Origin of the sequence: Halomonas sp. DN3 (assembly GCF_024137905.1) — a bacterium.
GTDB classification, from domain to species: Bacteria; Pseudomonadota; Gammaproteobacteria; order Pseudomonadales; family Halomonadaceae; genus Halomonas; species Halomonas litopenaei.
The window spans coordinates 4,617,625-4,642,450 of sequence record NZ_CP099965.1 but is presented as its reverse complement, the minus strand read 5'-3'; the positions used below and the strand labels follow the sequence as shown (position 1 = coordinate 4,642,450).

Genomic DNA, 24,826 nt, shown 5'->3' with positions numbered 1-24,826 from the left:
GGGCGGTGACCCGAAGCGTGTGGTACGCCATGTTCATGCGCGAGGCCATCTCGCGCACCATGGCCGACCGCATGGGCTGGTTCTGGATGCTCGCCGAGCCCATGGCCTTCACGCTGATCATGGTGGCCATCCGCAGCTTTATCCGCGGTGACCGCCTGATCGTGGGGGCGCCCTTTATCCCCTGGATGATCGTCGGCCTGATGGGCTTCTTCCTGGTGCGTGAGGGCATGATGCGTGCCCTGGGGGCCATCGACGCCAGTCAGGCGTTGTTCGCCTATCGCCAGGTCCAGCCCATCGACCCGGTGCTGGTGCGTAACTTCCTCGAAGGCATGCTGCGGACCCTGGTCTTCCTGATGTTTATCGTCGGCGCCCTGATGCTGGACGTCGATATGACACCGGATGATGCGATTCATGCCATGGCCGGGTGGTTGTCGCTTTGGTGCCTGGGGCTGGGATTAGGGCTGATCGTCTCGGTGCTCGGCACCCTGGTGAAGGAAGTCGCCATCATCGTGCGCATGATCACCCTGCCGCTGCTGATCTTGTCCGGCGTCATCATGCCGCTGAATCATCTTCCTCACTGGATGCTCGAGTACCTGATGCTCAACCCCATCGTCCACGGGCTCGAGTTTATCCGCCACGGCTTCTTCGATGGCTACAAGGTGGTCCATGGGACCAGCATGCTGTACTTCTGGCTGTTTACCCTGTCTGCCATCTCGCTGGGTCTGATCCTTCAGATTCGCTTTCGTGACAAGTTGAAAGCCAAATGATCGAAGTTCGCAACCTCTACAAGCGTTACCAGAAGCACAGCGGCAGCGCCTGGGTGCTCAAGGACATCAACTTCGTCATTCCCCGTGGCACCAGTGTCGGACTGCTGGGGCGCAATGGGGCCGGCAAGTCGACCCTGCTCAAGTTGATTGCGGGAATGGATACGCCGAACCGTGGCGAGATCATTCGCCAGGCCAGCGTGTCCTGGCCCATCGGCCTGAGCGGTGGTTTCCAGGGCTCCATGACCGGGCGCCAGAACGTCAAGTTCGTGGCCCGTGTGCATGGCGGAGGTCGTGACGTCAACGAGATCATCGAACGGGTCGAAGCCTTCGCCGAGATCGGCAAGGCCTTCGATGAACCGATCCGCACTTATTCGTCGGGCATGCGCTCTCGTCTCAACTTCGGGCTTTCGCTGGCCTTCGACTTTGACGTCTATCTATCCGATGAGGCCACCTCGGTGGGCGATCGCGCCTTCAAGGCCAAGGCCACCAAGGCGTTCAAGGACAAGGTGGGCGAGGCCAGCCTGGTCATGGTGTCCCACAGCGAGGGGATCCTGAAGGACCTGTGTGAGTCAGGGGTCTACCTCAAGGATGGCGAGGCCATCTGGTATGACGATATCAACGACGCCATTGGCCACTACCACGAAGAGACCGACAAGGCGGCTGCTGATCGCAAGGCCTAAGGCTCGCGATGTTCGTCTTCAGGTTTGTTCCTACCGTTATAAACCATCAAGGATGACACGGGCCTCTCAAGGCGCCGTCATCGATGTACTGGATGATGTCTTCATGACCGGCTTTATCAAGCGCAATCCTCACTGGGCCCTGGCCCTGATCTCGATCGTTGTGGTGTCCTTCTACTGGCTGGTGTGGGCCGAGGATCGCTACGTCTCGCGGGCTACGGTGGTGCTGGAAAGTCCGCAGATCGCCCAGCCGGAGCTGTCCTTTTCATCGCTTCTGACCGGCAGCAAGAACGACAGCGACCTGCTGCTGCTGCGGGAGTATCTGCTGTCCGTTGACATGCTCAAGCAGGTGCAGGATGAGCTGGACTTCCGCACCCACTACAGCGAGAACGGCGACGTCTTCGCCTCGTTGTGGAACGCCGAGGCGCCGATCGAGGCGCTGCACGAGTACTACCTCAAGCGCGTCTCGGTGGAGATGGACGAATACGCCGGCGTGCTGGAGGTCCGTGCGGAGGCCTACACGCCGGAGTTTGCCAACGAGCTGGTGGCGCTTTTGCTGAAGGCCGGTGAGCAGCACATGAACGAGATGGGCCAGCGCCTGGCGACTGAGCAGGTCGAGTTTCTGGAGTCCCAGCTCGAACGGCTCGACGACCGCCTGGAAGAGGCGCGCTCTGGCCTGCTGGCCTACCAGAACGAGCACGGCCTGGTATCACCCACCGCCACCGTGGAAAGTCTGAATCAGGTCGTCGCCACCCTGGAAGGCGAGTTGGCCCGGCTTCGCGCCCAGAAAAATGCCCTGCGCAGCTTCTCCAGCGCGAGCTCGGCCGAGGTCGTGCGGGTAGAAAGCGAGATCGCCGCCCTGCGCGAGCAGATCGACAGCGAGCGCTCACGACTTGCCCAGGCCACGGGGGACTCGCTCAACCGTACCGCCTCGGAGTACAAGACCCTGGAGCTCAAGGCCGAATTCGCCCAGCAGACCTATTCCAACGCCCTGGCCGCGCTGGAAAGCACGCGCATCGAGGCGGCGCGCAAGCTGAAGCAGGTCAGCGTGCTGCAGAGCCCGCTGTTCCCGGAATACCCGACCAGCCCCAAGCGGCTCTACAACGCCACGGTGTTTGCCATCGTCGCGATCTTCCTGGCATTCATCGCCAGCATGCTGATGCTCATTATTCGGGATCATCGAGACTAGTAGTTAAATATTTAAATCTAAAATTTTTTTTAAGGAAAGAAGTGGTGAAAACTGTTTTCGTTACTGGTGGTGCCGGCTTTATTGGTTCAGCCGTAGTTCGTGAACTGATAAGACGGGGTGGTGTGGAAGTAGTAAATATTGATAAGTTAACTTATGCAGGAAATATTGAATCCCTAAAAGAAGTGGATTCTTCTGAAAACTATCACTTTTCCATGTCTGATATATGTGATGGTGTTGAAATTAAGGAGCTGTTCAAAAAGTACGAGCCAGACGCAGTAATGCATTTGGCCGCAGAAAGCCACGTAGATCGGTCGATTGACGGGCCATCAGCTTTTATAGAAACCAATATTGTCGGAACCTCAAAATTATTGGAAGCATCACGTGAGTACTGGGTGAGAATTAAAAAAAGCGACCCTGGGAAAGCTGAAAACTTTCGCTTTCATCATGTTTCAACTGATGAGGTCTACGGTGATTTAAACGATCCGGAAGAGCTCTTCACAGAGTCTACCCCCTACGCGCCAAGCTCACCCTATTCAGCAAGTAAAGCGAGTTCTGACCACCTTGTCAGAGCATGGGGGCGTACCTACGGGTTGCCTGTAATAATTACTAACTGTTCCAATAATTATGGACCATATCATTTCCCAGAAAAACTTATTCCTTTGATGATTATTAATGCGCTCGCTGGGAAAGACCTGCCAGTTTATGGGGATGGTAAACAGGTGCGTGACTGGCTCTATGTAGAAGACCACGCAAGAGCTTTGATTAAAGTTTTGAACGATGGGAAGGTGGGGGATACATATAATATTGGTGGTCATAACGAAAAAAGCAATATCGAAGTTGTACGTGAAATCTGTACTCTACTTGAAGAGTTGGCTCCCGAGCGAAAGCCGACGGAGATTGAGCGTTATGAAAAGCTGATTACCTATGTAGATGACCGCCCAGGGCATGACCTTCGCTATGCCATTGATGCCAGTAAAATAGAGCGTGAGTTGGGCTGGGTGCCGCAGGAGACCTTCGAGACGGGCCTACGTAAGACGGTATTGTGGTATCTAGAAAATCGTGATTGGTGGCAGCGAGTCCAAGACGGCAGCTATAAGGGCGAACGTTTAGGAATCGGCGTATGAAGATTCTGGTAACAGGGGGCAATGGGCAGGTAGGTTTCGAGCTCCGACGTCAGCTTTGCCTGCTGGGAAAAGTGTTGGCACCTTCTCGACAAGAGCTGGACTTATCCGACGTTGATGAAGTCGATCAGTGGCTGAAAGCTCACCAACCGGAGCTTATCGTCAATGCCGCAGCCTATACTGCGGTAGATAAAGCCGAGGACGATCGGACACTGGCGCGGCGTTTGAATGCTGAACTGCCCGCTCAGTTGGCCGAGTATAGTGCAGAACAAGGCAAGTGGCTGGTGCACTATTCTAGCGACTATGTTTATCCCGGTAGCGGGAAAGCGCCATGGCAGGAAGATGATTCCACTTGTCCACTCAGCGTCTACGGTCAGACAAAGCTGGAAGGGGACGAGGTGGTACAGCAAAGCAACTGCCAGCATCTGATTTTCCGCACAAGTTGGGTCTACGGTGCCCGTGGCCACAACTTCATGAAGACCATGCTTCGCCTAGGCCGCGACCGCGATTCGCTTAGGGTGGTTAGTGACCAAGTGGGCGCGCCCACACCAGCGCGTCTGATCGCGCAGGTTACTGCTTTAGCTTTGACTGCTCCCAAGAAGCCCTCTTGCGGGATATACCATCTGGCCCCTCGCGGTGAGACAAGTTGGCTTGGCTTCGCCCAAGAGATCTTCCGCCAGGCGTCGGCCATGGGAGAGGAGTTGACCATCAGGCCAGAAAGGGTGGCAGAAATATCAACGATAGAATATCCCACGCCGGCCGTGCGTCCGCTTAATTCGCGACTCTGCTGTAGAAAGCTTGAGGAAGCACTAAGTATTACCTTACCTAGTTGGCAAAATCAGTTGACGCTAACGCTTTCAGAGTACCTCGATAGATAGGTGCTCGATTGGTTGTGCGAAGCATAACTACAGCAAAGACACAAAGACTACACTTCCCGGCGCAGCCGGACTTACCTCTCACGGGAGAAACCCCATGGCTCGTAAAGGCATAATTCTTGCCGGCGGTTCTGGCACCCGACTGCATCCCATCACTCGTGGTGTCTCCAAGCAACTGCTACCGATCTATGACAAGCCAATGATCTACTATCCCATCTCGGTGCTAATGCTGGCCGGCATCCGCGAAATCCTTATCATCTCAACGCCAGAGGACTTGTCTCAATACCAGAAGCTGCTGGGCAGCGGGGAGGACTTTGGTGTGCACTTCGAATATGCCGTACAACCGAGTCCCGATGGTCTGGCACAAGCCTTCATTATTGGTGAAGACTTTATTGGCAATGATCCAGTTTGTTTGGTTCTGGGAGATAATATATTTCACGGGCAGCATTTCAGTGAGCAACTCAAACGCGCGGCAGAGCAAAAGAGTGGGGCTACCGTGTTTGGCTACTTGGTGAAAGATCCAGAGCGCTTTGGAGTAGTGGAATTTGACAGTGATGGCACAGCTATCTCTATAGAAGAAAAGCCCATTGAGCCAAAATCACCCTATGCCGTTACCGGACTCTACTTCTACGACAACGATGTAGTGGATATAGCAAAAAAAGTCGAGCCGAGCGAGCGCGGCGAGCTGGAGATCACCAGCATAAACAATTTCTATCTAGAGCGCGGGGACCTGCGAGTGGAGCGCTTGGGCCGTGGTTTTGCATGGTTGGATACCGGCACTCACGATAGCCTATTGGAGGCCGCTCAGTACGTACAGACTATTGAGCACCGACAGGGCCTTAAGGTGGCTTGCCTTGAAGAGATTGCCTGGCGGAATGGCTGGATAACCTCTGAACACTTAGTGGCCTGTGGCACAGCTCTGAAGAAGACTGGCTACGGCGAGTATCTGCTGCAAGTCGTCAAGTGAGCCCATTTGTACTTCTAATGATTCACGTTTGAATAAAAACCTGTGAGTCCACTTCGCTGTTGTGAGTCGACACCACTCTCATCACCCTACTCCCCACCCACGTTGACAACATTGAAATGATCTACGAGAAACTCGAGATCCCTGACGTCGTCCTGCTAACCCCCAAGGTTTTCGGCGACGAGCGGGGCTTCTTCATGGAAACTTTTCGCCAGTCCGAATTCGAGCGGCATTGTGGCAACTACACATTTGTTCAGGACAACCACAGTTTGTCGACTCATGGCATCCTGCGAGGCCTCCACTATCAGCATGATAAGCCCCAAGGAAAGCTGGTGCGCGTTACACGCGGCGAGGTGTTCGATGTGGCGGTCGACCTGCGCCAGAGTAGCCCCACTTTTGGCCAGTGGGTGGGGGTTACGCTAAGCGCTGAAAACAGGCAGTTGCTGTGGTTGCCGCCAGGTTTTGCTCATGCTTTTTACGTGACCAGCCAAGAGGCAGAGTTTCAGTACAAATGTACTGATTACTACAACCCCGGAGACGAGCACTGCATCCGCTGGGACGATCCGACGCTGGCAATTGAGTGGCCTATGATGGAGAAAAATGAGCCTCTCGTTTCGGAAAAGGACCAAGCCGGTAAAACATTCAAGGAATCTCTGAAGTTTTCTTGAAGGAAGCAGGGGGTCGTGTGAAAAAGATATTACTATTAGGTGCTACTGGCTTTATCGGGTCCAATGTCGCGCGTGAACTCGATCGGCTTGGACGCCCATGGGTGGGAGTTTCTCGGCATTTAAGGAATGGAAGAAATCCAGTTTTTACTCTTGAACATGAAAACGAAATAATCCAGGTTTTAAATGAATCTCCCGTAGTGATAAATGCACTCGGTGGACTAAAGCCAAGACATTTCGCGCAGGACTTGGACGGGTCCATGGAGGAGTTTTGGTCTTCGCTACAATGTGTACTTCGCCTTTTTCGTAAGGCTCCTCCGGCTGCCCTTCTGCAGATATCATCAGCAGGTACCGTTTATGGAGAGTCACCGGGAAGACCTAACATAGAGAGTGATCCGCCAGCTCCCCGCTCTTGGTATGGCAGGATGAAGGTTGTTGAGGAAGCCATGTTTCAGCAGTTTTCTCAAGAGGCGGGGATTGTTTACACTTGTGCGCGAGTGACAAATCCGTTCGGAAATGAGGATCATCCGACACACGGGCTTGTTGACGTGCTGGTGGACCATGTGGCGCGTGAAGAACCATTTTGGGCCCATTTTAAACCGGCAGCTTGTCGTGACTATATTTACGCTCCTGAAATGGCCCGTGTCTTACTGGCGCTAGCTGACAGTCGCTTACCAGGAATCTTTAACGTCGGCAGTGGTGAAGCTGTTGAGTTAGGTGAGTTGGTAAAGATGGCGCAGCGCATAGTGCCGGAAGCCAAGATCTGTATTGGCGAACCTAGGAAAGATGACGTGATCGTGAGTAGAGTTTCGATTAATAAGGTTCGTCATGAACTTGGAATTAACGTCGGCGGAGTTAAGGCATATGATTATCTTCGCGAAAAATTATCCCAGGTGACTGCGTGAAGAAATTACTAAGAAAGTTATCCAAGCCGCCGCGTTCTAAATCACGTTATGAAATCCTAAAACAAAGCGGTGCGGATTGGAAAGCCTATTCTGAAAAGTTGCCTGACGATGCTGGTGATCCAATTGAATATTTTATCAGTAATTATCGAGATTATCCTATAGTTATACCGGGGAGATTCGACTCAGCCTTCTACTTGGAGGAAAACCCTGACGTTCGTCAAAATGGTAGCAACCCACTACTTCACTTTTTGCTTTACGGACGTCATGAAGGTCGTCCCGGTTGGGCAACGACTCAACGAGATTCCGAAGTTGTTGGGGTTGTACGACGTGAGGAGGGACAGCCACAGCCGGTGCAACTCGCTGAGACCTCAATTGCGCGTGAGTTGCTTGACTTGATGGTTGAGCGTGGCGTACTCGATAATGGGGCAGATCGCAGGCTGGCACGACTCCAGGTTAATAACCTATTGGAGGCTTCGAAGCAAGGTAAAGCTCACATCGAGGAGCTGTTCGATCAAGTGCTATACGAGGCGATGTACCCAGACATCGCGCGATCACCGATCAATGCATTGCACCACTTCATTCGGCATGGTTATAGGGAAGGGCGCATAGGCTGGCTGGATATGAATGCTATCCTCAGCGATGGCGGTGTCGAAAAAGACAGTCTTAAATCAACGATCTTAGTGGTCAGTCACGATGCATCCGCAACGGGTGCGCCCGCAGTGGCGCTGGAAGTGGTGCGGCGATTGGCGAGCAAGTACAACGTTATTACAGCTTCACTGCGCGGTGGAGCGCTTCGATCGAAGTTCGTTGAGGCTGGAATCTTGCATCTCGATGCGCCTGGGGCTAACGGTGTCGGCGCGCTGACCTATTGTCTTGAGCGTCTGTGTGAGCATCAAGATATCTCTGCGGTGCTCCTGAACTCGGTAGAGTCCATCGACATGGCGGACGCCGCTGCGTCTCTAGGGTTGCCCACTGTTAGCCTTCTGCACGAGTTCGCTGAATACACACGCCCTGTCGGTAAGGTTGCTCGGATGCTGCTCACTTCCGACTTGGTTGTCTATCCGGCCGAAAGCCTTGCGCGTTCTGGTCTTCGTGAATTGGAGGCCATGGGAGGTGTGAAGCACAGGCCGCGGCATCTGCGCATTCAGCCCCAAGGCTATCTTGGCTTCAAGGCCCACGATGAAGATGAGAACTGGTCACTCAGATCGCACCTCTCTTTGGCCGATAGTGATCTTATCATTGTTGGCGCAGGACATGTCCAACCTCGCAAGGGCGTCGACTGGTTCCTGCAGACATGCCATCATTTGAATCAACTAATGCGTAAGAAAGGCGATGAACGTGCTGAAAGCTTGCAATTCGTCTGGCTGGGAGATGGCTATGATGATAGCGATACCTCAGTCAGCGTCTGGCTAGACGCATATGTACGGCGTGTTGGCATTCAGGAACGTGTCCATTTTCCTGGTGCCGTGCACGACGTCGCGGCAGCGTTAGCAGGTGCTGATCTCTATCTGCTGACCTCTCGACTTGACCCCTTCCCAAACGTTGCGGTGGATGCCCTCAGTGCTGATTGCGGTATAGGAGTGTTTCGCGACGCTAGTGGGATTGCCGATTTCGTTGAAGAACATGGTGCGCGTGCCGTGCTCGGCGAGTACGGTGATCCGTATGACCTGGCTGGTAGAATCCTTGAAAACTTCGATTATCTCGTCAAACGTGATGGACGAAATGCTCGAATATGCCAACAAGAGCTGGATTTCAATCGTTACGTCGAGCGACTGAGCTGCGATCTTGAGGAGGCGATCTCTCGTAAAGCTGCTATCCGCCATGCGGCCAAAAGTCAGATCTTTCGCGAACGATTCGATCCCGATTTCTACGGGCTTTCTTTCTTCGGGCGCGAGGATCCTGCCGAGCACTTTCTCAGCTTGCTCCACAAAGGTATTGCCCAAGCAAGGCCTTTCCCCGGTTCCGACATACAGGCAGTTCTTGACGGGACTCAGGAAAAAGACTTGGCCTTTGCGGATCTGGTCGACGCCGCTATGACAACACGTGTTGAGTCTATGCCTGTACAGAGGGTAGCAGGTACTGGTGCGGTCGAACCGTACCGAGGACGAATAGCCCTGCAATTCCACGTCTACTTTGCTGAACTGATCCCGGAGTTTTGTACGTATTTTCGGGTGTTGGAAGCACACGATGTGGACCTATTTGTCAGTCATGTTCCGGAACTGACTGACGAACAGGTAGAACTACTCAAAGGCTGCGTTTCTGGTTCGCTCTATCTACGTAAAGTAAAAAATTGTGGTCGAGATGTTCATCCTTTCCATCGCGAGTTTTGTGATGAGATAGTCGGGAACTATGACGTGGTTGGCCACTTCCATACAAAAAAGTCGAGTGACAACGTCGATGGTGTCGGTGACCGTTGGCGGCGCTACCTGCTATCTAATCTGATTGGTTCGCCTATGGCGGCTCGGGAGATATTAGCACTCTTCAACGACAAACGTACTGGCTTCGTCTTCGCAGAAGATAGCCATCTTCCGGATGAAGGAAAGAACGGAAAGTACATTGAGCAGCTTCTCGAACCGCTCAGCTTGACACGGTGGAAAAATTACCGGCATTTCCCTCTGGGCACCATGTTCTGGGCCCGAGTAGCTGCAATCGAGGCAATGACAAAATGGGCACCTCACACTTTCGATATCTCCGAACCCATACCCTACGACGGCTCAGCCTTACATGCTTATGAGCGAGTTCTTCCGCAGTTGGCCATGGCGGCGGGGTACGATGTCGAGAGGGTCTACACATCCGGAACCAAATGGTAACCCAATGAAACGTAAATTGATAATTCATGTGGGGATGGGCAAGACAGGTAGTTCATCTATCCAGAAAACTTTGCGCGTGGCTCGCCCCGCGCTAGAAGAGTACGGCATCAAGTACCTCGGATTGATGCTCGAGCATCTAAGCTTGCCTAGAACGCAATACGAATGGCACGCTGTTGATGGTTGGGGGCCGTACATGCGGATGGACAAAGCGCAGGCGAATCGGGAACTCGCCCACGCCCTGCAATACGCCGATGATCATTTGTCTACGCAGCTACACACCCTGATCTGGTCAAACGAATCCCTCTTCGATCGGTTTAAAGACGTGCAGCCGGCACTTGAAGCTATTCAAGGTCGGTATGACATCCATGTGATTGGATATATTCGTCGGCCGGACAGTTGGATAGTTTCCGCCTATTTGCAATGGGGCATCAAGCACAAGGCTTACCGTGGGCCGCTCAAGCCCTTCCGTGAATGGGTTCAGAGTAAGCCCTACGTCGTTACTCCAATGACCCAAGAGTGGACAGCTTTTACTGACCATGCGCGTTTTTTCAATTTCGAAAATATAAGTGACGTTAGCACCCAGTTTGTGCATGTCGTCCTTGGTTTGAGCGATGACAAAATCCCATCGCTTCGAGAGAATGACACTCCCCCGCCGCCAGCCATGGCCCTATTTTCCTACCACAACTCTTTGTCCGATAGGCATGTGCTCCCCGATGAAATTGAGCCGCTCCTCCAGCAAGCTGGCCTCTATGAGAAGATGCAGAAGGTCCAACCTTATAATAAGCTGTTACCGGAAGAGAGTGAGGTATCAGCTTACGTAAAGCGAAGCCAGGATGAAATACAGAAAATAAATGCGCTCTTTGAAGCTAGCGGCCAAGTAGTATTTGACTTAGAGGAAAGTCGGTTTAAAAACTACATGGTAAGCCCGCTGGATACCAACCGTGCAATGCTGCAATTGATTGTCCACCTTTGGCGTGAAGTGGAGGCACTCAAGGCTGAGTTGAATGAAATGAGGGAGCGAAATGATTGAAGAGGCCATTATCCACGTTGGAATGCATAAGACCGGGTCGAGCTCGATTCAATCTACTTTTCATAACCTCGAAATATCAGATGATGCCCCGGTGGGATACCTGAAGCTGAATTCGCCAAATCATTCTGGCTTTCTTATGACTCTCTTGTCTGAGAAGCCAGAGGAGTATCACGCCAACAAATTGAATGGACGTAGCAAGGAAGAGTCTCGGGCTATTCAGCAGCGCTTTGAGTCCGAGTTTGAAGAGCGCCTTTCTTTATTTTGTGCCCGAAAGTTGGTGATCTCAGGTGAAGACTTGAGCGCCCCAAATGTAAGTGAGTCGATGCTGCAACGACTAAAGGCTCGCCTGTTACGTTATTGTCGATCGGTTCGCGTTATAGGATATGTGCGTTCGCCTGTTGGTTACATGCAATCTGCATTTCAGCAACGCTTAAAAGGTGGTGTGACATTTCAACTCAACGTACACCAGCTGTGGCCTCATTATCGAAAAAGATTTGAATCTCTTGATCGCGTTTTTGGTAAGAAGAATGTAGATCTGGTGCCTTTTTTTCCGAGTTCACTGTATAAAGGTGATGCGGTACTCGACTTTTCACGGAGAATTGGGGTCGCCATAGGCCGTGATGAGGTTCGTCGCGAGAACGAATCCATTTCTCTTGAGGCCTGTTCCGTACTGTTCGCCATGAGAAAGTTCTTGGGGGTTACACCCTATTCAGGTTATTCGGCAGATAATGACCGGATAGTCCGAGCAGTATCCCGCATAGGAAAGGAGAAGTTGGCTTTTTCTCCAGAGTTGGTGGCTCCAGTTATGGAAGCGCAGCGGGCTGACCTTGAGTGGATGAATGGTCGACTGGGGCAATCGATTGAGGATATTCCGCGTGATGTGAAAACTAGCATTGGCTCTGAAGCAGCGTTGCTTGACGTGGCGTTGGCACAAGGTCCAGAGCTTTGGAAATTAATAGAAGAAACGTCCGATCGAAACATGGCATTATCCACATCCGAGTCGATCGATCGTCTGAGACAACTGACTGCCTTAGCCCCACTTAGTCATCAGGCCCCGTATGTCACGACACCGATTTTCGGCGATGGAGCCCATGGTGCGGGCGAACCCGACCATCTTTTGGAGCAAGCGGCGCTGTTGTTTGCTCATACTGAACCAGAGATTGCTCGCGCATTTCGTCAGGTGATCGTGCCCGCTAGGAGGCAGGTTAGTCGAGAAGTTGAGATAAATACTCCACCGATGCCTGGAAATTCCAAGGAGAACCATTGAATGTCGCGTCTTGTTGTTCATATTGGTATGCCTATGACGGGATCATCCTCCATTCAGGAAACCTTGTTTGCCAAGGGCATGCATGAAGGGTGGCGCTACGCGGATCTTGGTGTGCCCAATCATAGTGGTGTATTGTTGTCGATTTTCAGCACCAACCCATTGACTTGGCAAGGGCAACAAACAGTTGGAAGTGGCCTGGATGAGGCCAAAGAGGTCAACCAGCGTTTTGAGAAGAGACTCGAAGAGGTAAAAGGGTCAGCTGGCCAGCAAATCTTGTCTGGTGAAGGAGTGTTTCACCTTGATGAAGCTGGTCTGGAGCGCTTGCGGGCGTACTTCCAAGAAGCTTTCGATACCATTGAAGTGATTGGTTACGTCCGTCCTCCGGCGTCTTTTATGGCTTCAGCCTTCGTCCAGCTGGTCAAGAACCGCGGTCAAGCACGGTTGAGCTTTCAGAAACTTTGGCCTCGCTACCGTGCCAAGCTGGAGAAATTTGACCGGGTCTTTGGTCGTGAACACGTTACGCTCCGCCCTTTTTGTCCTCACCAGCTTACTGATGGCGATATCGTCCAAGACTTTTGCCAGTTTCTCGGTGCTCCCATCGATCCAGCAGAAGTTCGTAGTGTAAACGATTCCCTTAGTCTGGAGGCTGCTGCTGCGCTTTTCGTCTATCGCCGTGAAGGACCATGCTACCAAGCCTATCCCGGAAATATTGCTGACAATAATCGGCTAGTCAACCTTCTCGCCGGTTTCGGCGAGCGAGAGTTCCGTTTTTCCGACGCCTTGGTCAGGCCTGTCATGGAACGTGAAGCTGCTGACCTGGAATGGATCGAGACTCGCCTCGGTGTACCGTTGCGGGATGCCGGCTCGACAGATGCAGGAGCCATTTGCTGTGAGCAGGACCTGCTAGATGTGGCTGAAAAATCGCGGGAGGGCTTGTCGGACTTTGTTCGCGAGCAAACGCAACAGGTCGATCCGACCCCGCAGCGGATCGCCAACTGGGTGGAAAAGCTGCGAGTTACCGTCAGTGGCCGTGCCTCCAATGGCGTAACGCCATCTCCATATGAGGGGAGGCAATTTTTTACACCGGAGCAGGTTCGACGCCTTACCGGCGAAAAGATGGGGCCGGCTACTGCTCTCAGAGAGTTGGCCGTGGCGTATGAGCGAAAAAATTTGCCAGATGAAGCGTTGACATTTGCCCAGGCTGCTCTAAAGCTTCGGCCAGATTCGGCTGACTTGAGGCAATTGAATGAACGTCTCCGCTCTGCTGTGAATAGGAGCTGACCGTTCAGTAAATGAAAGAGTCAGACTCGGCCCTCTTAAGGCTATCGCCGATTACGTCTTAGGTGAATAAGATGTAACTCTGGCCGATGGATCGACCTACATTTTCCGCGATGACAGTTTTAACGTAGTGAATCAGGGAAAATGCATTTTTTTAAATGTCACCAGGTGGTTGCCTCAGGGAAAACGCATGAAAAACCGCTCTACAACGGACTTCGTAGCGCTTTACCAGTAGGAGCTAATGTGGTCATCTAACGGCTTTTGCTCATGGATGACCCGATGCTGACACCGTCCCTTATGCACCATTTATCGATCGTTCCCGACTTCCGCCAGGCGTGGAAAGTGCAGCATCAGCTGTCGGATATCCTATTTCTGACGGTCTGTGCGGTGATCTGTGGTGCCGAAGGTTGGGACGAAATCGAGGATTTTGGCCACGCAAAGCTCGATTTTCTCCGTCAGTACGGCGATTTTGAGGCTGGCGTGCCCAGCCATGACACGTTGGCCAGGGTGATGGCTCTGGTAAATGCCGAGCAGCTGCAAAGCGCATTCGCCGAGTGGATGAAGGCCTGCCACGATGTAACGGAGGGCGCTGTGGTGGCCATTGATGGCAATACGCTGCGTGGGTCGTACTGCCGAGGGAAGGGCAAAGGGGCGATACACATGGTCAGTGCCTTCAGTGCGGCGAATGGCGTGGTGCTGGGCCAGGTCAAGACGGCTGAAAAGTCCAACGAGATCACGGCGATTCCCGAGCTGCTCAAGCTTCTCAATCTGCAAGGCTGTCTGGTGACGATCGATGCGATGGGCTGCCAGAAGAAGATCGCTACGCAGGTCTTGAAGAAGGGCGCGGATTACCTACTCTCGGTGAAGGAAAATCAGCCAGCCTTGGCAGGTGCCTTTGAGGCTGCGTTCCCCATGACCAAGGTGGTCAACTTCGAAGGGGATGCCTATGTCAAGGACGAGAAGAACCGAGGCCGGCAAGAGACCAGATACCATATTGTCAGCGAGGTTACTGAAGAATTTCAGGAGCTTAGTTATGAATGGCCAGGCCTGAAAACGGTGGGCGTGGTGATGAGTTTCCGCCAGGAAGGCGATGAGGCGCCAGAAGCTCCGATGATCCGCTACTACATCAGCTCTGCCGAGCTGAGCGCCAAGAAGCTCGCCGAAGCGGCCCGCCAGCATTGGTTTGTCGAGAATAAACTCCACTGGTCGCTGGATGTGGCGCTCCGCGAGGATGCCTGCAAAATCCATCGAGGCCAGGCAGCAGAAAACCTCGCCAGGGTCCGACATATCGCGCTGAATTACCTGAAAGGGGAGACGCGTTTCAAGGGCGGAATCCGACGGAAGCAGAAGAAAGCGGCGCTGGATGAGACCTATCTGGCCGACATTCTCGCGGTGTAGGATTTTTCATGCGTTTTCCCTGAGGCTTGCCGTTGCGCACAGGCTGCGAGCACATTACGACCTGATGTCGTTGGCTTGCGCACATTGAGTGCCCGTTTGTGTGGGGCGGATTAGTGACTCCGAACCGACGCATAGGGGGGCAACGGCCCCCACTAATGCTAAATAAGAGGTTGTTCTTTTGAAGACTCGGCTGGTTGCCATCGCGAAAGATGAAGGCGCCTATTTGGCGGACTGGGTATTCCACCATCGTAATTTTGGCTTCGACGAAGTGCATGTCTGCCTCAACCGGACAACTGATGGATCGGTGGAGGTTCTTGAGCGCTTAAAGGAGCGCGATCCGGCAGTCAGCTTTGAGCATGTCGACTGGATAGATTACTGTCCGGCTGGTCTCAGAAAGCACATGCAGACAATCGCCTATGCCAAAGCGTTGGGAGAAGCCCGGCGGGACGGTATCGATTGGCTGATGTTTCTGGATGTTGACGAATTCTGGGTGCCTGCTGACTTTGTAACACCTATACATGCTTACCTTGACATACTATTTTCCGACCAGCCGGCGGGTGCCGTCTGTCATCTGTGGCATAACGAGCATGGCAGAGAGTCGGCATTTGCTCCTATCGCGGTTGGCCCGTACTTCTCGGTCGCCCCGAATGTCAAAAGCTTATTCCCGGTGACTAGCGTTCATTCGGTAGGTGTGCATGTGCCGCGCATGAACAAAGACTTTCCTATCTACGACGCAGATGGTGTGCCAATGACGTTCTATGAGAATACTCATCGTGCAGCCCGCAATACGTTGGGCGTGAAGTCCGCGTTCGTTCTTCACCGAATGTATCGTTCTGAGACGGAGTATCTCGCAACCACTTTACGCGGCAACCCTGAGCGAGACGACTATGGGCTGAAGAGGAATCGAAAAGGCTATCTCGCTGCCCAAAGCAACCGGGGGGGGCGGTTATGGCCATCTGAGGCGCATGATGCGTATCTGCAGGCGCGGGATCGTTTCATACAGGAGGCGGGTCTGTGGCCTCTACTGGAGCAGGAGCAGAACAGAGTGCGGCAGAGGGCAGCCATTGCCGAACGCCGCCTGAGAGAGATGCTTGATCAGACAGAAGATCAGGCTGCCCGCGAACTCGCCAGCCGCATCGTAAGCGGACTTTCCATGTTTGACCAGAATGATTGACTGCATGACGAGACCGGTGCCTCCTCGACGTTCGAGCTAGTGGCCCAGACCACTGGCGTCTCGGGTCCGGGTGAACAACTACCCGTTTGCTAAATATCTCAGGGCGCTTGGACTGCCACACTTTCATCGCTGCAATCAGTAATTGATGATGCAGCACCTTCTGAGGGCTGTGGTAATTGTACAGCCAACCGTAGCGTTTGACTGCCTTCTCCAGGTCCTCCCCTGAGGTATACCGCTGGGTCGCCAGCACGTCGCTGATGCGGCCGTTGAACCGCTCCGCTATACCGATCGTCTGTGGCCTTCGCGGCTTGATCAGGCGATGTTCGATACCATGAGTCAGGGAAAACGCATGAAAAACCGCTCTACGACCAGGGAAAACGCACGAAAAACCGCTCTACGACGGGCTTCGTAGCGCTTTACCAGTAGGAGCTAATGTGGTCATCTAGCGGCTTTTGCTCATGGATGACCCGATGCTGACACCATCCCTTATGCACCATTTATCGATCGTTCCCGACTTCCGCCAGGCGTGGAAAGTGCAGCATCAGCTGTCGGATATCCTGTTTTTGACGGTCTGTGCGGTGATCTGTGGTGCCGAGGGTTGGGACGAAATCGAGGATTTTGGCCACGCGAAGCTCGATTTTCTCCGTCAATACGCCGATTTTGAGGCTGGCGTGCCCAGCCATGACACCTTGGCCAGGGTCATGGCTCTGGTAAATGCCGAGCAGCTGCAAAGCGCATTCGCCGAGTGGATGAAGGCCTGCCACGATGTAACGGAGGGCGCGGTGGTGGCCATCGATGGCAAGACCCTGCGCGGCTCGTACTGCCGAGGGAAGGGCAAAGGGGCAATCCACATGGTCAGCGCCTTCAGTGCGGCGAATGGTGTGGTGCTGGGCCAGGTCAAGACGGCGGAGAAATCCAACGAGATCACGGCGATTCCCGAGCTGCTCAAGCTTCTCAACCTGCAAGGCTGTCTGGTGACGATCGATGCCATGGGGTGCCAGAAGAAGATCGCCACTCAGATCCTGCAGAAGGGCGCCGATTACCTGCTGTCCGTGAAGGACAACCAGCCGGCCTTGGCTGACGCCTTCGAGGCCGCATTCCCCATGGCCAAGGTCGCCAGCTTCGAGGGTGACGCCTATGTCACGGATGAGAAGAACCGAGGCCGGCAAGAGACCAGATACCATATTGTCAGCGAGGTTACTGAAGAATTTCAGAAGCTTAGCTATGAATGGCCGGGCCTGAAATCGGTAGGCGTGGTGATGAGTTTCCGCCAGGAAGGCGATGAGGTGCCCGAAGCCCCGATGATCCGCTACTACATCAGCTCTGCCGATCTGAGCGCCGAAGCGGCTCGTCAGCACTGGCATATTGAGGCGAAGCTCCACTGGTCCTTGGACGTGGCACTGCGTGAGGATGCCTGCAAAATCCATCGCGGACGGGCGGCAGAAAACCTCGCCAGGGTCCGACATATCGCTTTGAATTACCTGAAAGGGGAGAAGCGTTTCAAGGGCGGAATTCGGCGGAAACAGAAGAAAGCGGCGCTGGATGAGACCTATCTGGCCGACATTCTCGCGGTGTAGGATTTTTCATGCGTTTTCCCTGGTGGTTGCCTGGTCCCCTCGCGCTAGGTGGGTCTAGGTTAGTTCTACCGCCGAACCTTGGTCGTGCTGTCATAATTCGAACTGGGCTTCGCTCGCCGCCGTACCGCTATGCAAGTAGATATGGGGCAAGGGTAGGCGCCTTGCACGGCCAAGAGGTATCAATCGGCAAAGATTATGCTTTACTTGTTGAGTCTATAATCCTGACTAATTGATGGATTTATTGTCTTTTCTACCCGCTCCGATAAGTGGACATCACATCTCTCTTTCGCGGCTGAAGGTCATGGGTAAGGAGAACACCTTGAAGTTGGCTGTCGCCGCAATCGTAAAAAACGAACTGGACGCTCTGCCCGAGTGGCTTGCTTACCATTGCCAGGTCGGCGCCGGGCACTTTCTGCTGGCCGATAACGACAGCAGCGACGGCACCCGTGAGTGGCTGGCGGCGAGAGCCGAGCGGGGCGATCTGACGCTGATCGACGTGCCGACCCGAAACGGTGAGCCGCCCCAGCTCGGCGCCTACGCCCGGCTGCTGGCGGCCTGCCCGGCGGACGTGGACGTCATCGCCTTTATCGACGCCGACGAGTTCCTGCTGCCTTTGGGTGAAGGAGATGAAGGGCGTGAAAGGGATGAAGGGGATGAAGGGGATGAAGGGACCGACGAGGCCAGCACGGATGACTCGCTGCTGCCCTGGCTTCACCGGCGCTTTGCCGACCCCGAGGTGGGTGCGGTGGTGATGAACTGGGCCTGCTTCGGCTCCGGCGGTGCGCGCTTTCAGGACGAGGGGCTGGTGATCGAGCGCTTTACCCGTCGCGCCAAGCAAAGCTTCGGGCCCAACCACCACTACAAGAGCATCGTGCGTCGCGAGGCCGCCGGGGCCTTCATCAACCCGCACCACGTCGAGCTGCGCCGGGGCCACCACGTCGACGCCCTGGGCCGCCCGCTCGAGGTGCGCCGTGATCACCAGGGCAAGCCACGCCTGGGCCTCAGCCAGCCGGTGGTGTGGCAGGGCGCCCGGGTCAATCACTACATCGTCAAGTCGGTGGAGGAGTTCCTGGCCGGCAAGTCGGCCCGCGGCAGCGCGGCCTCGCGGGGCTACGTCAAGCGACGGGACTACTTCGAGCGCCACGACAAGAACGACGAGCCGTGCCGTCTCGCCGCGGCACGGGGCGATGCGGTCAAGGCGCAGATGGAACGCGAGGCCCTGGCCACCTCGCTCGAGCCCGCTGACGACACCGCTGATCAGAGCAGCGCCCAGCGCCTGCCAGCGGGCACGCCCAGGGACTCATATTCCAGGATTCGCTCGGTGATAGGTCCCTCCTCGACCTCCTTGGTACGCCGGGCGTCCCAGCGTGTTCGTGAGGCCTTCGCGGCCAGAGACGACACCCCGATCCTGCACTGGGTGCTCGACTACCCCTCCGTCGAACGGGGTGACAGGCTGGAAGCGGCGGGGCGTCTGATCCAGGGCTGGCTGCTGTTGAAGCCGGAGCACGAGGCGGCCCGGGACGACGCGCGGATCGTCGCCCGCTGGATGCCTGACGTCGAGTTTGCCCACCCGCTGGAGGTCCGACGCGGCGACGTCATCAAGCAGATGTTCGAGCAGCCCGGCGACGACCATCCCCAGCGCTACTGCGGCTTTCGCTTCACGGTGCCCCACCGGCTGACCCACTTCTACCTCGAGCTGGATCTGGGCGGACGCCGCTGGCCGCTTCAGGAGGTGCGCTGCGCCGAGCCCGAGAGCGTGCCGTCGGTGCTGAAGGTGCTCAAGGGCAAGGATGAGTGGCTGTTTCTGGACAACGACAGCAACGCAAGCGTCGATCAGCACCGTGGGCGGCTGCGCTTTACCTCGCGGGGGCTGGCGGGCTGGCAGCGCTACCTGGCCGACGCCGAGCGACTCGCGCAAGCGCGTGGCCTGCCCTGGAAGCTGCTGGTCGCACCGGCCAAGGAGGCGGTGATGGGCCCCCGCTATCATCCGTTCAGGGCCGAGGGGCAGAGTCCGGTAGAGCAACTGTTGGCCCTGCCCGAGGCGGCCTCACTGGTGCATCCCGCCATGGCGTTGCAGGGGCTCGGGGATGAGGCCTACCTCAAGACCGACAGCCACTGGACCCACCAGGGCGCCAGGAGCGCCACGCTGGAGTTGTGCGTAGCGCTGGGGCTCGAGCGGTCTGAGCTGGAGGCGCTGTTTGCCAAGGACGTCTACAAGGCTCGCAGCGTCGGGGGGGACCTCGGCAACAAGCTGGACCCGCCCCAGCGCTGCGAGGCCAAGGTGCTGGCGTCGTTCAACAATGCCCGGTGGCGGGTGCACGACACCGGGCTGCCCAACTTCGGGCGCTGGATGGTGTTCGAGTACCCGCGGGCGCTCGAGCAGGCCACCTGCCTGGTGTTCGGCTCGTCGTCGACCTACTCGATGTTCTCCTATCTGTGCCGTGTGTTCTCGCGGCTGATCTTCGTCCACAGCGCCGCCAATATCGACCCGGTGCTCATCGAGGCGGTCGCGCCGGACTATCTGGTCTGCCAGTCCAATGGGCGCTTTCTGGTGCAGGTGCCCTCGGCAAACCAGTCGCTCGCCAGGACCATCCACGACAAGCTGTCGTGTCTGACCGAGGAGCAGGCTGCCCAGGTCAGCCAGAAGCGCATCGTGGCAAGCGATGAAAAGCTTGCCGAGTGGGGCCTCACCGCCTGGGAGCGCCCCATGGCCGAAAGCCGCCGTCTAAACCAGCAGCCTTGCTGACCCCGACGCCGTGACGCGGCGTCATGACGCGACTCGCCCGGGATGGTGAGTCGGGTGTATTTCTCTTTTTGATCAAGTGCAGGCTCTATGTCCGCTGAACTGTGTCTCACCCCTGTCGGGCCGACAAAATACAAGCGCCTGGCGACGCCATGGAAATGGCACATTCGAAGCCCCCGCTATCTGGTGCCGGAAGCCCAGCTCGAGCCGGGGGACGGGGAGTACTGGCACGCGCTCGGCAGCGACGCCCTGTTCCGCTGGGAAGGGCGACTGCCGCTGGCCGGCTGGAACATGATCGAGGTCGACTGTGAGCGCTCGGTGACGGGGGTGGCCACACGGCTGGTGTTCGAGACCCGTCAAGGCTCCATGAGCGTCGAGATGCCGCTGCGCGCGGGCAAGATCACCAAGCGCCTGGTGCGGGTGCCGCGCGGGCTGAAGAGCGTGAAGCTCTGCCCGATGAACGCCCGTGGTCGTTTCCACCTCAAGCACTTCCGGACGGTCTGGCTGACGCCGCGCTTCGCCGAGGACCGGCTGCTGCAGCGCCTGGTCAGCAGCCACCCGCGCCATCGTGGCCTGACCAAGGACCGGGTGAAGCACGAGGTGATGCTCAAGGCCCGCCAGCGCACGGTGGCGTGGCACGAAGTGGCGCTGGAAGAGTACGACGAGACCTTCATCAGCCTGTGTTCCAAGCGCAACTATCGCCAGTGGATCAATCAGCTCGAGATCCACCAGCGGCCGGGGCCTGCGACCATGGCCACCCAGCAGCAGGCGTGGGCCAGCACGCCGACGCTGAGCCTGGTGGTGCCGGTGGTCGCCTCGGGGGTGCGCACCCTGGAGCGTGGGCTCGAGGCGCTGCTCAAGCAGGCCTACCCGCATTGGCAGGTCACCTTCGTGACCGCCGGAGACTACGGCAGCGGCCAGCTCGCCGCGCTCAAGCACCTGGTGGACGCTGAGCCGCGGGCGCATTGGCTGGGCGCCGACCGGGGCGACATCGACGCCCTGGTGTCGCTGGGGCTTGCGCAGGCCACGGGAGAGTGGGTCGGGATCCTGTCGCCGGGTGACCTGTTGACCGAAGACGCGCTGTTTCGCTTTGCTCAGGCGATCAACGAGCGCCCGGGGCTTGAGCTGATCTACGCCGACGAGGACCGTCTGGACGGCGAGGGTATCCGCCATTCGCCGCACTTCAAGCCGGACTGGAACCCTGACCTGCTGTGCTCCACGGCCTACCTCGGAAGCCCCGTGCTGTTCAAGCGCGAGGTGCTGATGGCGCTGCCGGTGTGGCACGACCAGCCCAGACACCTGTGTCCGGAGTCGCTGATCCACGAGTGGGCGCTGCGCTACCTGACCTACCGGGAAGACGAGGCCGGCCGCGGCGTGGCACGCTTGCCGTCGATCCTGCTGCATCGTTGTGGCGCACGACCGCCGAACGACAATATGGCGATGCTCAGCGCCATTCAGCGCTACCTAAAGGTGCGCCAAACCAACGCCGTGGCGTCCCTCGGCGAGATGGACGGCAGCGTCAGGGTGCGCTGGCCGATCCCTGAGCCGGCGCCGCTGGTCAGCCTGCTGGTGCCCACCCGCAACGGTGTCGATATCCTGAGGCCCTGCGTGGATGCGATCCTGTCCGAGACGCACTACCGCCACTTCGAGCTGCTGATCCTCGACAACCAGAGCAGCTGCCCGGAGACCCTCGACTACATGCAGGAGGTGGCGGCGCGGGATTCGCGGGTCAGGGTGCTGCGCTGGAACTATCCCTTCAACTATTCCGCCATCAACAACTTCGGCGCGCGCAAGGCCAAAGGCGAGATCCTGGGGCTGGTCAACAACGACATCGAGCCCTGCGACCCCCACTGGCTGGGTGAAATGGTGGCCCAGGTGTCGCGGCCGGACATCGGCTGCGTGGGCGCCAAGCTCTACTATCCCAACGGCACCGTCCAGCACGGGGGCGTCATCCTCGGGCTTGGCAGTATCGCCGGCCATGCCCACCGTTTCTTCCAGCGTGACGAAGAGGGCTTCCAGGGGCGTCTCAAGCTCACCCAGAACCTGTCGGCGGTGACCGCGGCCTGCCTGCTGGTCAGGAAGTCGGTGTTCGAGGAGGTCGGCGGGCTGAACGAGCCGGACCTGGCGGTGGCCTACAACGACGTGGACTTCTGTCTCAAGGTGCGCGAGGCGGGCTATCGCAACCTGTGGACGCCCTACGCCGAGCTGTATCACCATGAGTCGATCTCGCGGGGTGCCGACGACACTCCGAAGAAGCGCGCCCGCTGGCTGGCCGAATGCGCCCACATGCGCCGCACCTGGGGCAGGCAGCTCGACAACGATCCGGCCTACAATCCCAACCTGACCCTGGTGCACGAGGACTTTACCCTGCGCTGACGGGCGGCCCGAGCCTTCGACTTTCTCCTCTTTCTTCCGGTGACCGCAGCCCATGCTTGCCGCCCTTGATCATTCCCACCTCGAGCACTTCGTCATCGGTCTTGCCGTCCAGCTATGCCTGTGGCCGCTGTTTGGCCGTTGGTCCGCGGCGGCCATCAGCGTGGCGGTCTTTGTTGGCCGCGAAATCGCCCAGCACGAGATGAAGGGCGGCGGTGGCAACGCGGTGGTCTGGTACTACGGACTGGTCCACCACTGGAGCCTGGACTCGCTGCTCGACGTGGCCGCCCCGGTGGTCGGCTGCTTCGGCCTCGCCCTGCTGGTGACGCTGGGGCAGAGGGGCCTGAGTCGCTACCGCGAGCGTGGGGCCAGAGGATGACGCCGCCAGCGAAATGGGTCGTGCTGAGCGATGGCGCGCGGCCGACCGAGGACATCTACTTCTTGCGTTCCGCCGGTCCGTGGCTGGTCGAGCGGGGCGTCGAGGTGCGCCGGCTGGACACCAGCCGCTGGCAGCATCCGCGCTGGTGCTGGCCGTGGCTGGGGCGCTTGCTGGCGGGCGCCAATGTGCTGGTCTGCCGCACCCTGTCGACGGCCTGGATCGAGGCGCTCGAGGCGCATCGCCCGAACCTGGCGAGCTGCCATTATCTGATCGACGACGACCTGGGCGCCGCGGCGGCGGACCCGGGCCTGCCGGATGGCTATCGCCAGCGCATGGCGGGCCACGCCGCACGACAGCCGCGCCTGTTGGCGCTGGCCGACGAGGTGGTGGCCTGCTGCGACACCCTGGCCGCGGGCCTGGGCGAGCGCCACCCCCGGGTGGCGCTGCTGGAGCCGCCCCTGCTGGCGCCGCTGCCGACGCTCGACCACTTCACCTCGAGTGGCTGGCGACTGGGGTTTCACGGAACCCGTGCCCACCTCCCCGACCTTCAGCGGGTCATCCCCGCCCTGGTCGAGGCCCATGCTCGCCACACCTCGCTTCACATGGAGGTGATGCTCGGGCGTCACACCCCGGACGCCCTGGCGCGCCTCGAGCGCCTGGCCTCGCCGAAGCCGCTGGCCTGGCGGCGCTTTCTGGCCTACCAGCGCCGCTGCCGTCTGCATATCGGTATTGCGCCGCTGTGGCCGAGCGCCTTCAATGGCGCCAAGTCACACATCAAGTTTCTGGATATCGCGGCCATGGGCGGCGTCGGCATCTACAGCCGCCGTGCGCCCTACGCCGATATCGTCAACCACGGCGAGGACGGGCTGCTGGTGGAGGACCACCCCGAGGCCTGGCGGGACGCCATCGATACCCTGCTGGCCGACCCCGTAAAAACGCGAGAGATGGCCTGGCACGCGGCCAGGAAGGCCCGCATCAGCGGGGACCCGGCCAGGGCGCAGGCATTCTGGTGGGAGAGGACAAGGCATATGGGCCGGTGAGCGTAGCCATCATCTGACAGGTCGAGCTTCATTATCAGCTAGAGCATCTGGTCACAGTGCGGTTATTGACAATAACGGCGGAAGGGATAAGTCCCTTCCGCCGTTTTTTTTGCGTTGACGTCGGGTGGGAAGTGCATGAAGTTCTCTTTCGATAATCGGTTTCATTTGTGTTTGAAGTTGCTCGATCACCTTTCAATACCGCAAGGGGAAACAGTGAGTACCTTAAGGCGCATTTTTTATTGATCCAGCAAACAATAAAAACGGTTATGTCTTGTGACACTTGCTAGCTACTTGTTTACATAAATTAATCAAAATATAAATATTCGCATGCCCTATATTTTCAACCACTTATAAAGTACTCAGGCTTTAGTAGTAGAGGCGGCTATTGAATAATTAATGAAAGCATATGGCTGTTTTATAAGGATTTTTATCATCTGAACGTTAAGTAAACGATTGTTTTCGAAATTAAAATCGATTTTCCATGCTTGAATAGCGCGCCGTCTGTGTTTTACATCCCTATTTAGTCATAACTACGTATCAGGTTCGCCCGCCGTGTCGTGATGACATCGGGTGTGGTGTCCGGGAACAGGTAAT

General features: G+C 56.7%; 19 protein-coding genes and 1 pseudogene. 19 read left to right on the top strand and 1 reads right to left on the bottom strand.

Annotated features, from left to right (window positions below; translation table 11 throughout):
* Nucleotides 1-29: 29 nt before the first annotated feature.
* The 14 genes from NKF27_RS19970 (at nucleotide 30) to NKF27_RS19905 (ending at nucleotide 16,120) form a co-directional block, all read left to right on the top strand.
* Nucleotides 30-767 (top strand): ABC transporter permease, encoded by a 738-nt coding sequence (locus tag NKF27_RS19970; protein WP_253556517.1) that lies wholly within the window; start codon nucleotides 30-32, stop codon nucleotides 765-767.
* A complete protein-coding gene (locus NKF27_RS19965; protein WP_253554581.1) occupies nucleotides 764-1,447 on the top strand; it encodes an ABC transporter ATP-binding protein in 684 nt (227 codons plus the stop codon). The genes NKF27_RS19970 and NKF27_RS19965 overlap by 4 nt, the downstream gene beginning before the upstream one ends.
* Nucleotides 1,448-1,550: 103 nt before the next feature.
* Entirely contained in the window at nucleotides 1,551-2,633 is a 1,083-nt protein-coding gene (locus NKF27_RS19960; RefSeq protein WP_253556515.1) for a chain-length determining protein, read from the top strand.
* Between the two features lie 41 nt (nucleotides 2,634-2,674).
* Entirely contained in the window at nucleotides 2,675-3,757 is a 1,083-nt protein-coding gene (gene rfbB, locus NKF27_RS19955; RefSeq protein WP_253554579.1) for a dTDP-glucose 4,6-dehydratase, read from the top strand.
* The gene (gene rfbD / locus NKF27_RS19950; protein WP_253554577.1) at nucleotides 3,754-4,632 is read left to right on the top strand and encodes a dTDP-4-dehydrorhamnose reductase; all 879 of its coding nucleotides are present in this window, start codon (nucleotides 3,754-3,756) and stop codon (nucleotides 4,630-4,632) included. Before rfbB ends, rfbD begins: the two co-directional genes overlap by 4 nt.
* Nucleotides 4,633-4,726: 94 nt before the next feature.
* Nucleotides 4,727-5,596: a glucose-1-phosphate thymidylyltransferase RfbA gene (gene rfbA, locus NKF27_RS19945; protein ID WP_253554575.1), complete on the top strand. Its 870-nt coding sequence runs from the start codon at nucleotides 4,727-4,729 to the stop codon at nucleotides 5,594-5,596.
* Nucleotides 5,597-5,712: 116 nt separating this feature from the next.
* Entirely contained in the window at nucleotides 5,713-6,261 is a 549-nt protein-coding gene (gene rfbC / locus NKF27_RS19940; protein WP_253554573.1) for a dTDP-4-dehydrorhamnose 3,5-epimerase, read from the top strand.
* A gap of 17 nt (nucleotides 6,262-6,278) precedes the next feature.
* Entirely contained in the window at nucleotides 6,279-7,163 is an 885-nt protein-coding gene (locus tag NKF27_RS19935) for an NAD(P)-dependent oxidoreductase (protein ID WP_253554571.1), read from the top strand.
* Nucleotides 7,160-9,973: a rhamnan synthesis F family protein gene (locus tag NKF27_RS19930; protein WP_253554569.1), complete on the top strand. Its 2,814-nt coding sequence runs from the start codon at nucleotides 7,160-7,162 to the stop codon at nucleotides 9,971-9,973. Before NKF27_RS19935 ends, NKF27_RS19930 begins: the two co-directional genes overlap by 4 nt.
* Nucleotides 9,974-9,977: 4 nt before the next feature.
* Complete coding sequence (locus NKF27_RS19925; RefSeq protein WP_253554567.1) at nucleotides 9,978-11,003, top strand: hypothetical protein; 1,026 nt, start codon at nucleotides 9,978-9,980, stop codon at nucleotides 11,001-11,003.
* A complete protein-coding gene (locus NKF27_RS19920) occupies nucleotides 10,996-12,270 on the top strand; it encodes a hypothetical protein (RefSeq protein WP_253554565.1) in 1,275 nt (424 codons plus the stop codon). The genes NKF27_RS19925 and NKF27_RS19920 overlap by 8 nt, the downstream gene beginning before the upstream one ends.
* Nucleotides 12,271-13,551: a tetratricopeptide repeat protein gene (locus NKF27_RS19915; protein ID WP_253554563.1), complete on the top strand. Its 1,281-nt coding sequence runs from the start codon at nucleotides 12,271-12,273 to the stop codon at nucleotides 13,549-13,551. It begins immediately after the preceding gene.
* A 276-nt stretch (nucleotides 13,552-13,827) separates the two neighbouring features.
* Nucleotides 13,828-14,946: an ISAs1 family transposase gene (locus NKF27_RS19910; protein ID WP_253554562.1), complete on the top strand. Its 1,119-nt coding sequence runs from the start codon at nucleotides 13,828-13,830 to the stop codon at nucleotides 14,944-14,946.
* A 178-nt stretch (nucleotides 14,947-15,124) separates the two neighbouring features.
* Nucleotides 15,125-16,120 (top strand): glycosyltransferase family 2 protein, encoded by a 996-nt coding sequence (locus NKF27_RS19905; protein WP_253554561.1) that lies wholly within the window; start codon nucleotides 15,125-15,127, stop codon nucleotides 16,118-16,120.
* 70 nt (nucleotides 16,121-16,190) lie between these two features.
* Here NKF27_RS19905 and NKF27_RS19900 read toward each other — a convergent pair.
* Nucleotides 16,191-16,454 (bottom strand): annotated as a pseudogene (locus NKF27_RS19900) (integrase core domain-containing protein); the annotation flags it as partial.
* Nucleotides 16,455-16,590: 136 nt separating this feature from the next.
* Here NKF27_RS19900 and NKF27_RS19895 point away from each other — a divergent pair.
* The 5 genes from NKF27_RS19895 to NKF27_RS19875 all read left to right on the top strand — a co-directional run bounded on the left by NKF27_RS19895 (nucleotide 16,591) and on the right by NKF27_RS19875 (nucleotide 24,232).
* The gene (locus tag NKF27_RS19895; RefSeq protein WP_253554560.1) at nucleotides 16,591-17,697 is read left to right on the top strand and encodes an ISAs1 family transposase; all 1,107 of its coding nucleotides are present in this window, start codon (nucleotides 16,591-16,593) and stop codon (nucleotides 17,695-17,697) included.
* Nucleotides 17,698-18,022: 325 nt separating this feature from the next.
* A complete protein-coding gene (locus tag NKF27_RS19890) occupies nucleotides 18,023-20,443 on the top strand; it encodes a glycosyltransferase family 2 protein (protein WP_253554559.1) in 2,421 nt (806 codons plus the stop codon).
* 87 nt (nucleotides 20,444-20,530) lie between these two features.
* Nucleotides 20,531-22,816: a glycosyltransferase family 2 protein gene (locus tag NKF27_RS19885; protein ID WP_253554558.1), complete on the top strand. Its 2,286-nt coding sequence runs from the start codon at nucleotides 20,531-20,533 to the stop codon at nucleotides 22,814-22,816.
* Between the two features lie 52 nt (nucleotides 22,817-22,868).
* Nucleotides 22,869-23,192: a hypothetical protein gene (locus tag NKF27_RS19880; RefSeq protein ID WP_253554557.1), complete on the top strand. Its 324-nt coding sequence runs from the start codon at nucleotides 22,869-22,871 to the stop codon at nucleotides 23,190-23,192.
* A gap of 20 nt (nucleotides 23,193-23,212) precedes the next feature.
* Nucleotides 23,213-24,232 (top strand): glycosyltransferase, encoded by a 1,020-nt coding sequence (locus NKF27_RS19875; RefSeq protein WP_253554556.1) that lies wholly within the window; start codon nucleotides 23,213-23,215, stop codon nucleotides 24,230-24,232.
* Nucleotides 24,233-24,826 lie beyond the last annotated feature (594 nt).

Coding starts and splice junctions, on each gene's coding strand:
- NKF27_RS19970 (WP_253556517.1), top strand. CDS start 30: ATGTTCATGCGCGAGGCCATCTCGCGCACCATGGCCGACCGCATGGGC.
- NKF27_RS19965 (WP_253554581.1), top strand. CDS start 764: ATGATCGAAGTTCGCAACCTCTACAAGCGTTACCAGAAGCACAGCGGC.
- NKF27_RS19960 (WP_253556515.1), top strand. CDS start 1,551: ATGACCGGCTTTATCAAGCGCAATCCTCACTGGGCCCTGGCCCTGATC.
- rfbD (WP_253554577.1), top strand. CDS start 3,754: ATGAAGATTCTGGTAACAGGGGGCAATGGGCAGGTAGGTTTCGAGCTC.
- rfbA (WP_253554575.1), top strand. CDS start 4,727: ATGGCTCGTAAAGGCATAATTCTTGCCGGCGGTTCTGGCACCCGACTG.
- rfbC (WP_253554573.1), top strand. CDS start 5,713: ATGATCTACGAGAAACTCGAGATCCCTGACGTCGTCCTGCTAACCCCC.
- NKF27_RS19925 (WP_253554567.1), top strand. CDS start 9,978: ATGAAACGTAAATTGATAATTCATGTGGGGATGGGCAAGACAGGTAGT.
- NKF27_RS19920 (WP_253554565.1), top strand. CDS start 10,996: ATGATTGAAGAGGCCATTATCCACGTTGGAATGCATAAGACCGGGTCG.
- NKF27_RS19915 (WP_253554563.1), top strand. CDS start 12,271: ATGTCGCGTCTTGTTGTTCATATTGGTATGCCTATGACGGGATCATCC.
- NKF27_RS19910 (WP_253554562.1), top strand. CDS start 13,828: ATGCTGACACCGTCCCTTATGCACCATTTATCGATCGTTCCCGACTTC.
- NKF27_RS19895 (WP_253554560.1), top strand. CDS start 16,591: ATGCTGACACCATCCCTTATGCACCATTTATCGATCGTTCCCGACTTC.
- NKF27_RS19885 (WP_253554558.1), top strand. CDS start 20,531: ATGTCCGCTGAACTGTGTCTCACCCCTGTCGGGCCGACAAAATACAAG.
- NKF27_RS19880 (WP_253554557.1), top strand. CDS start 22,869: ATGCTTGCCGCCCTTGATCATTCCCACCTCGAGCACTTCGTCATCGGT.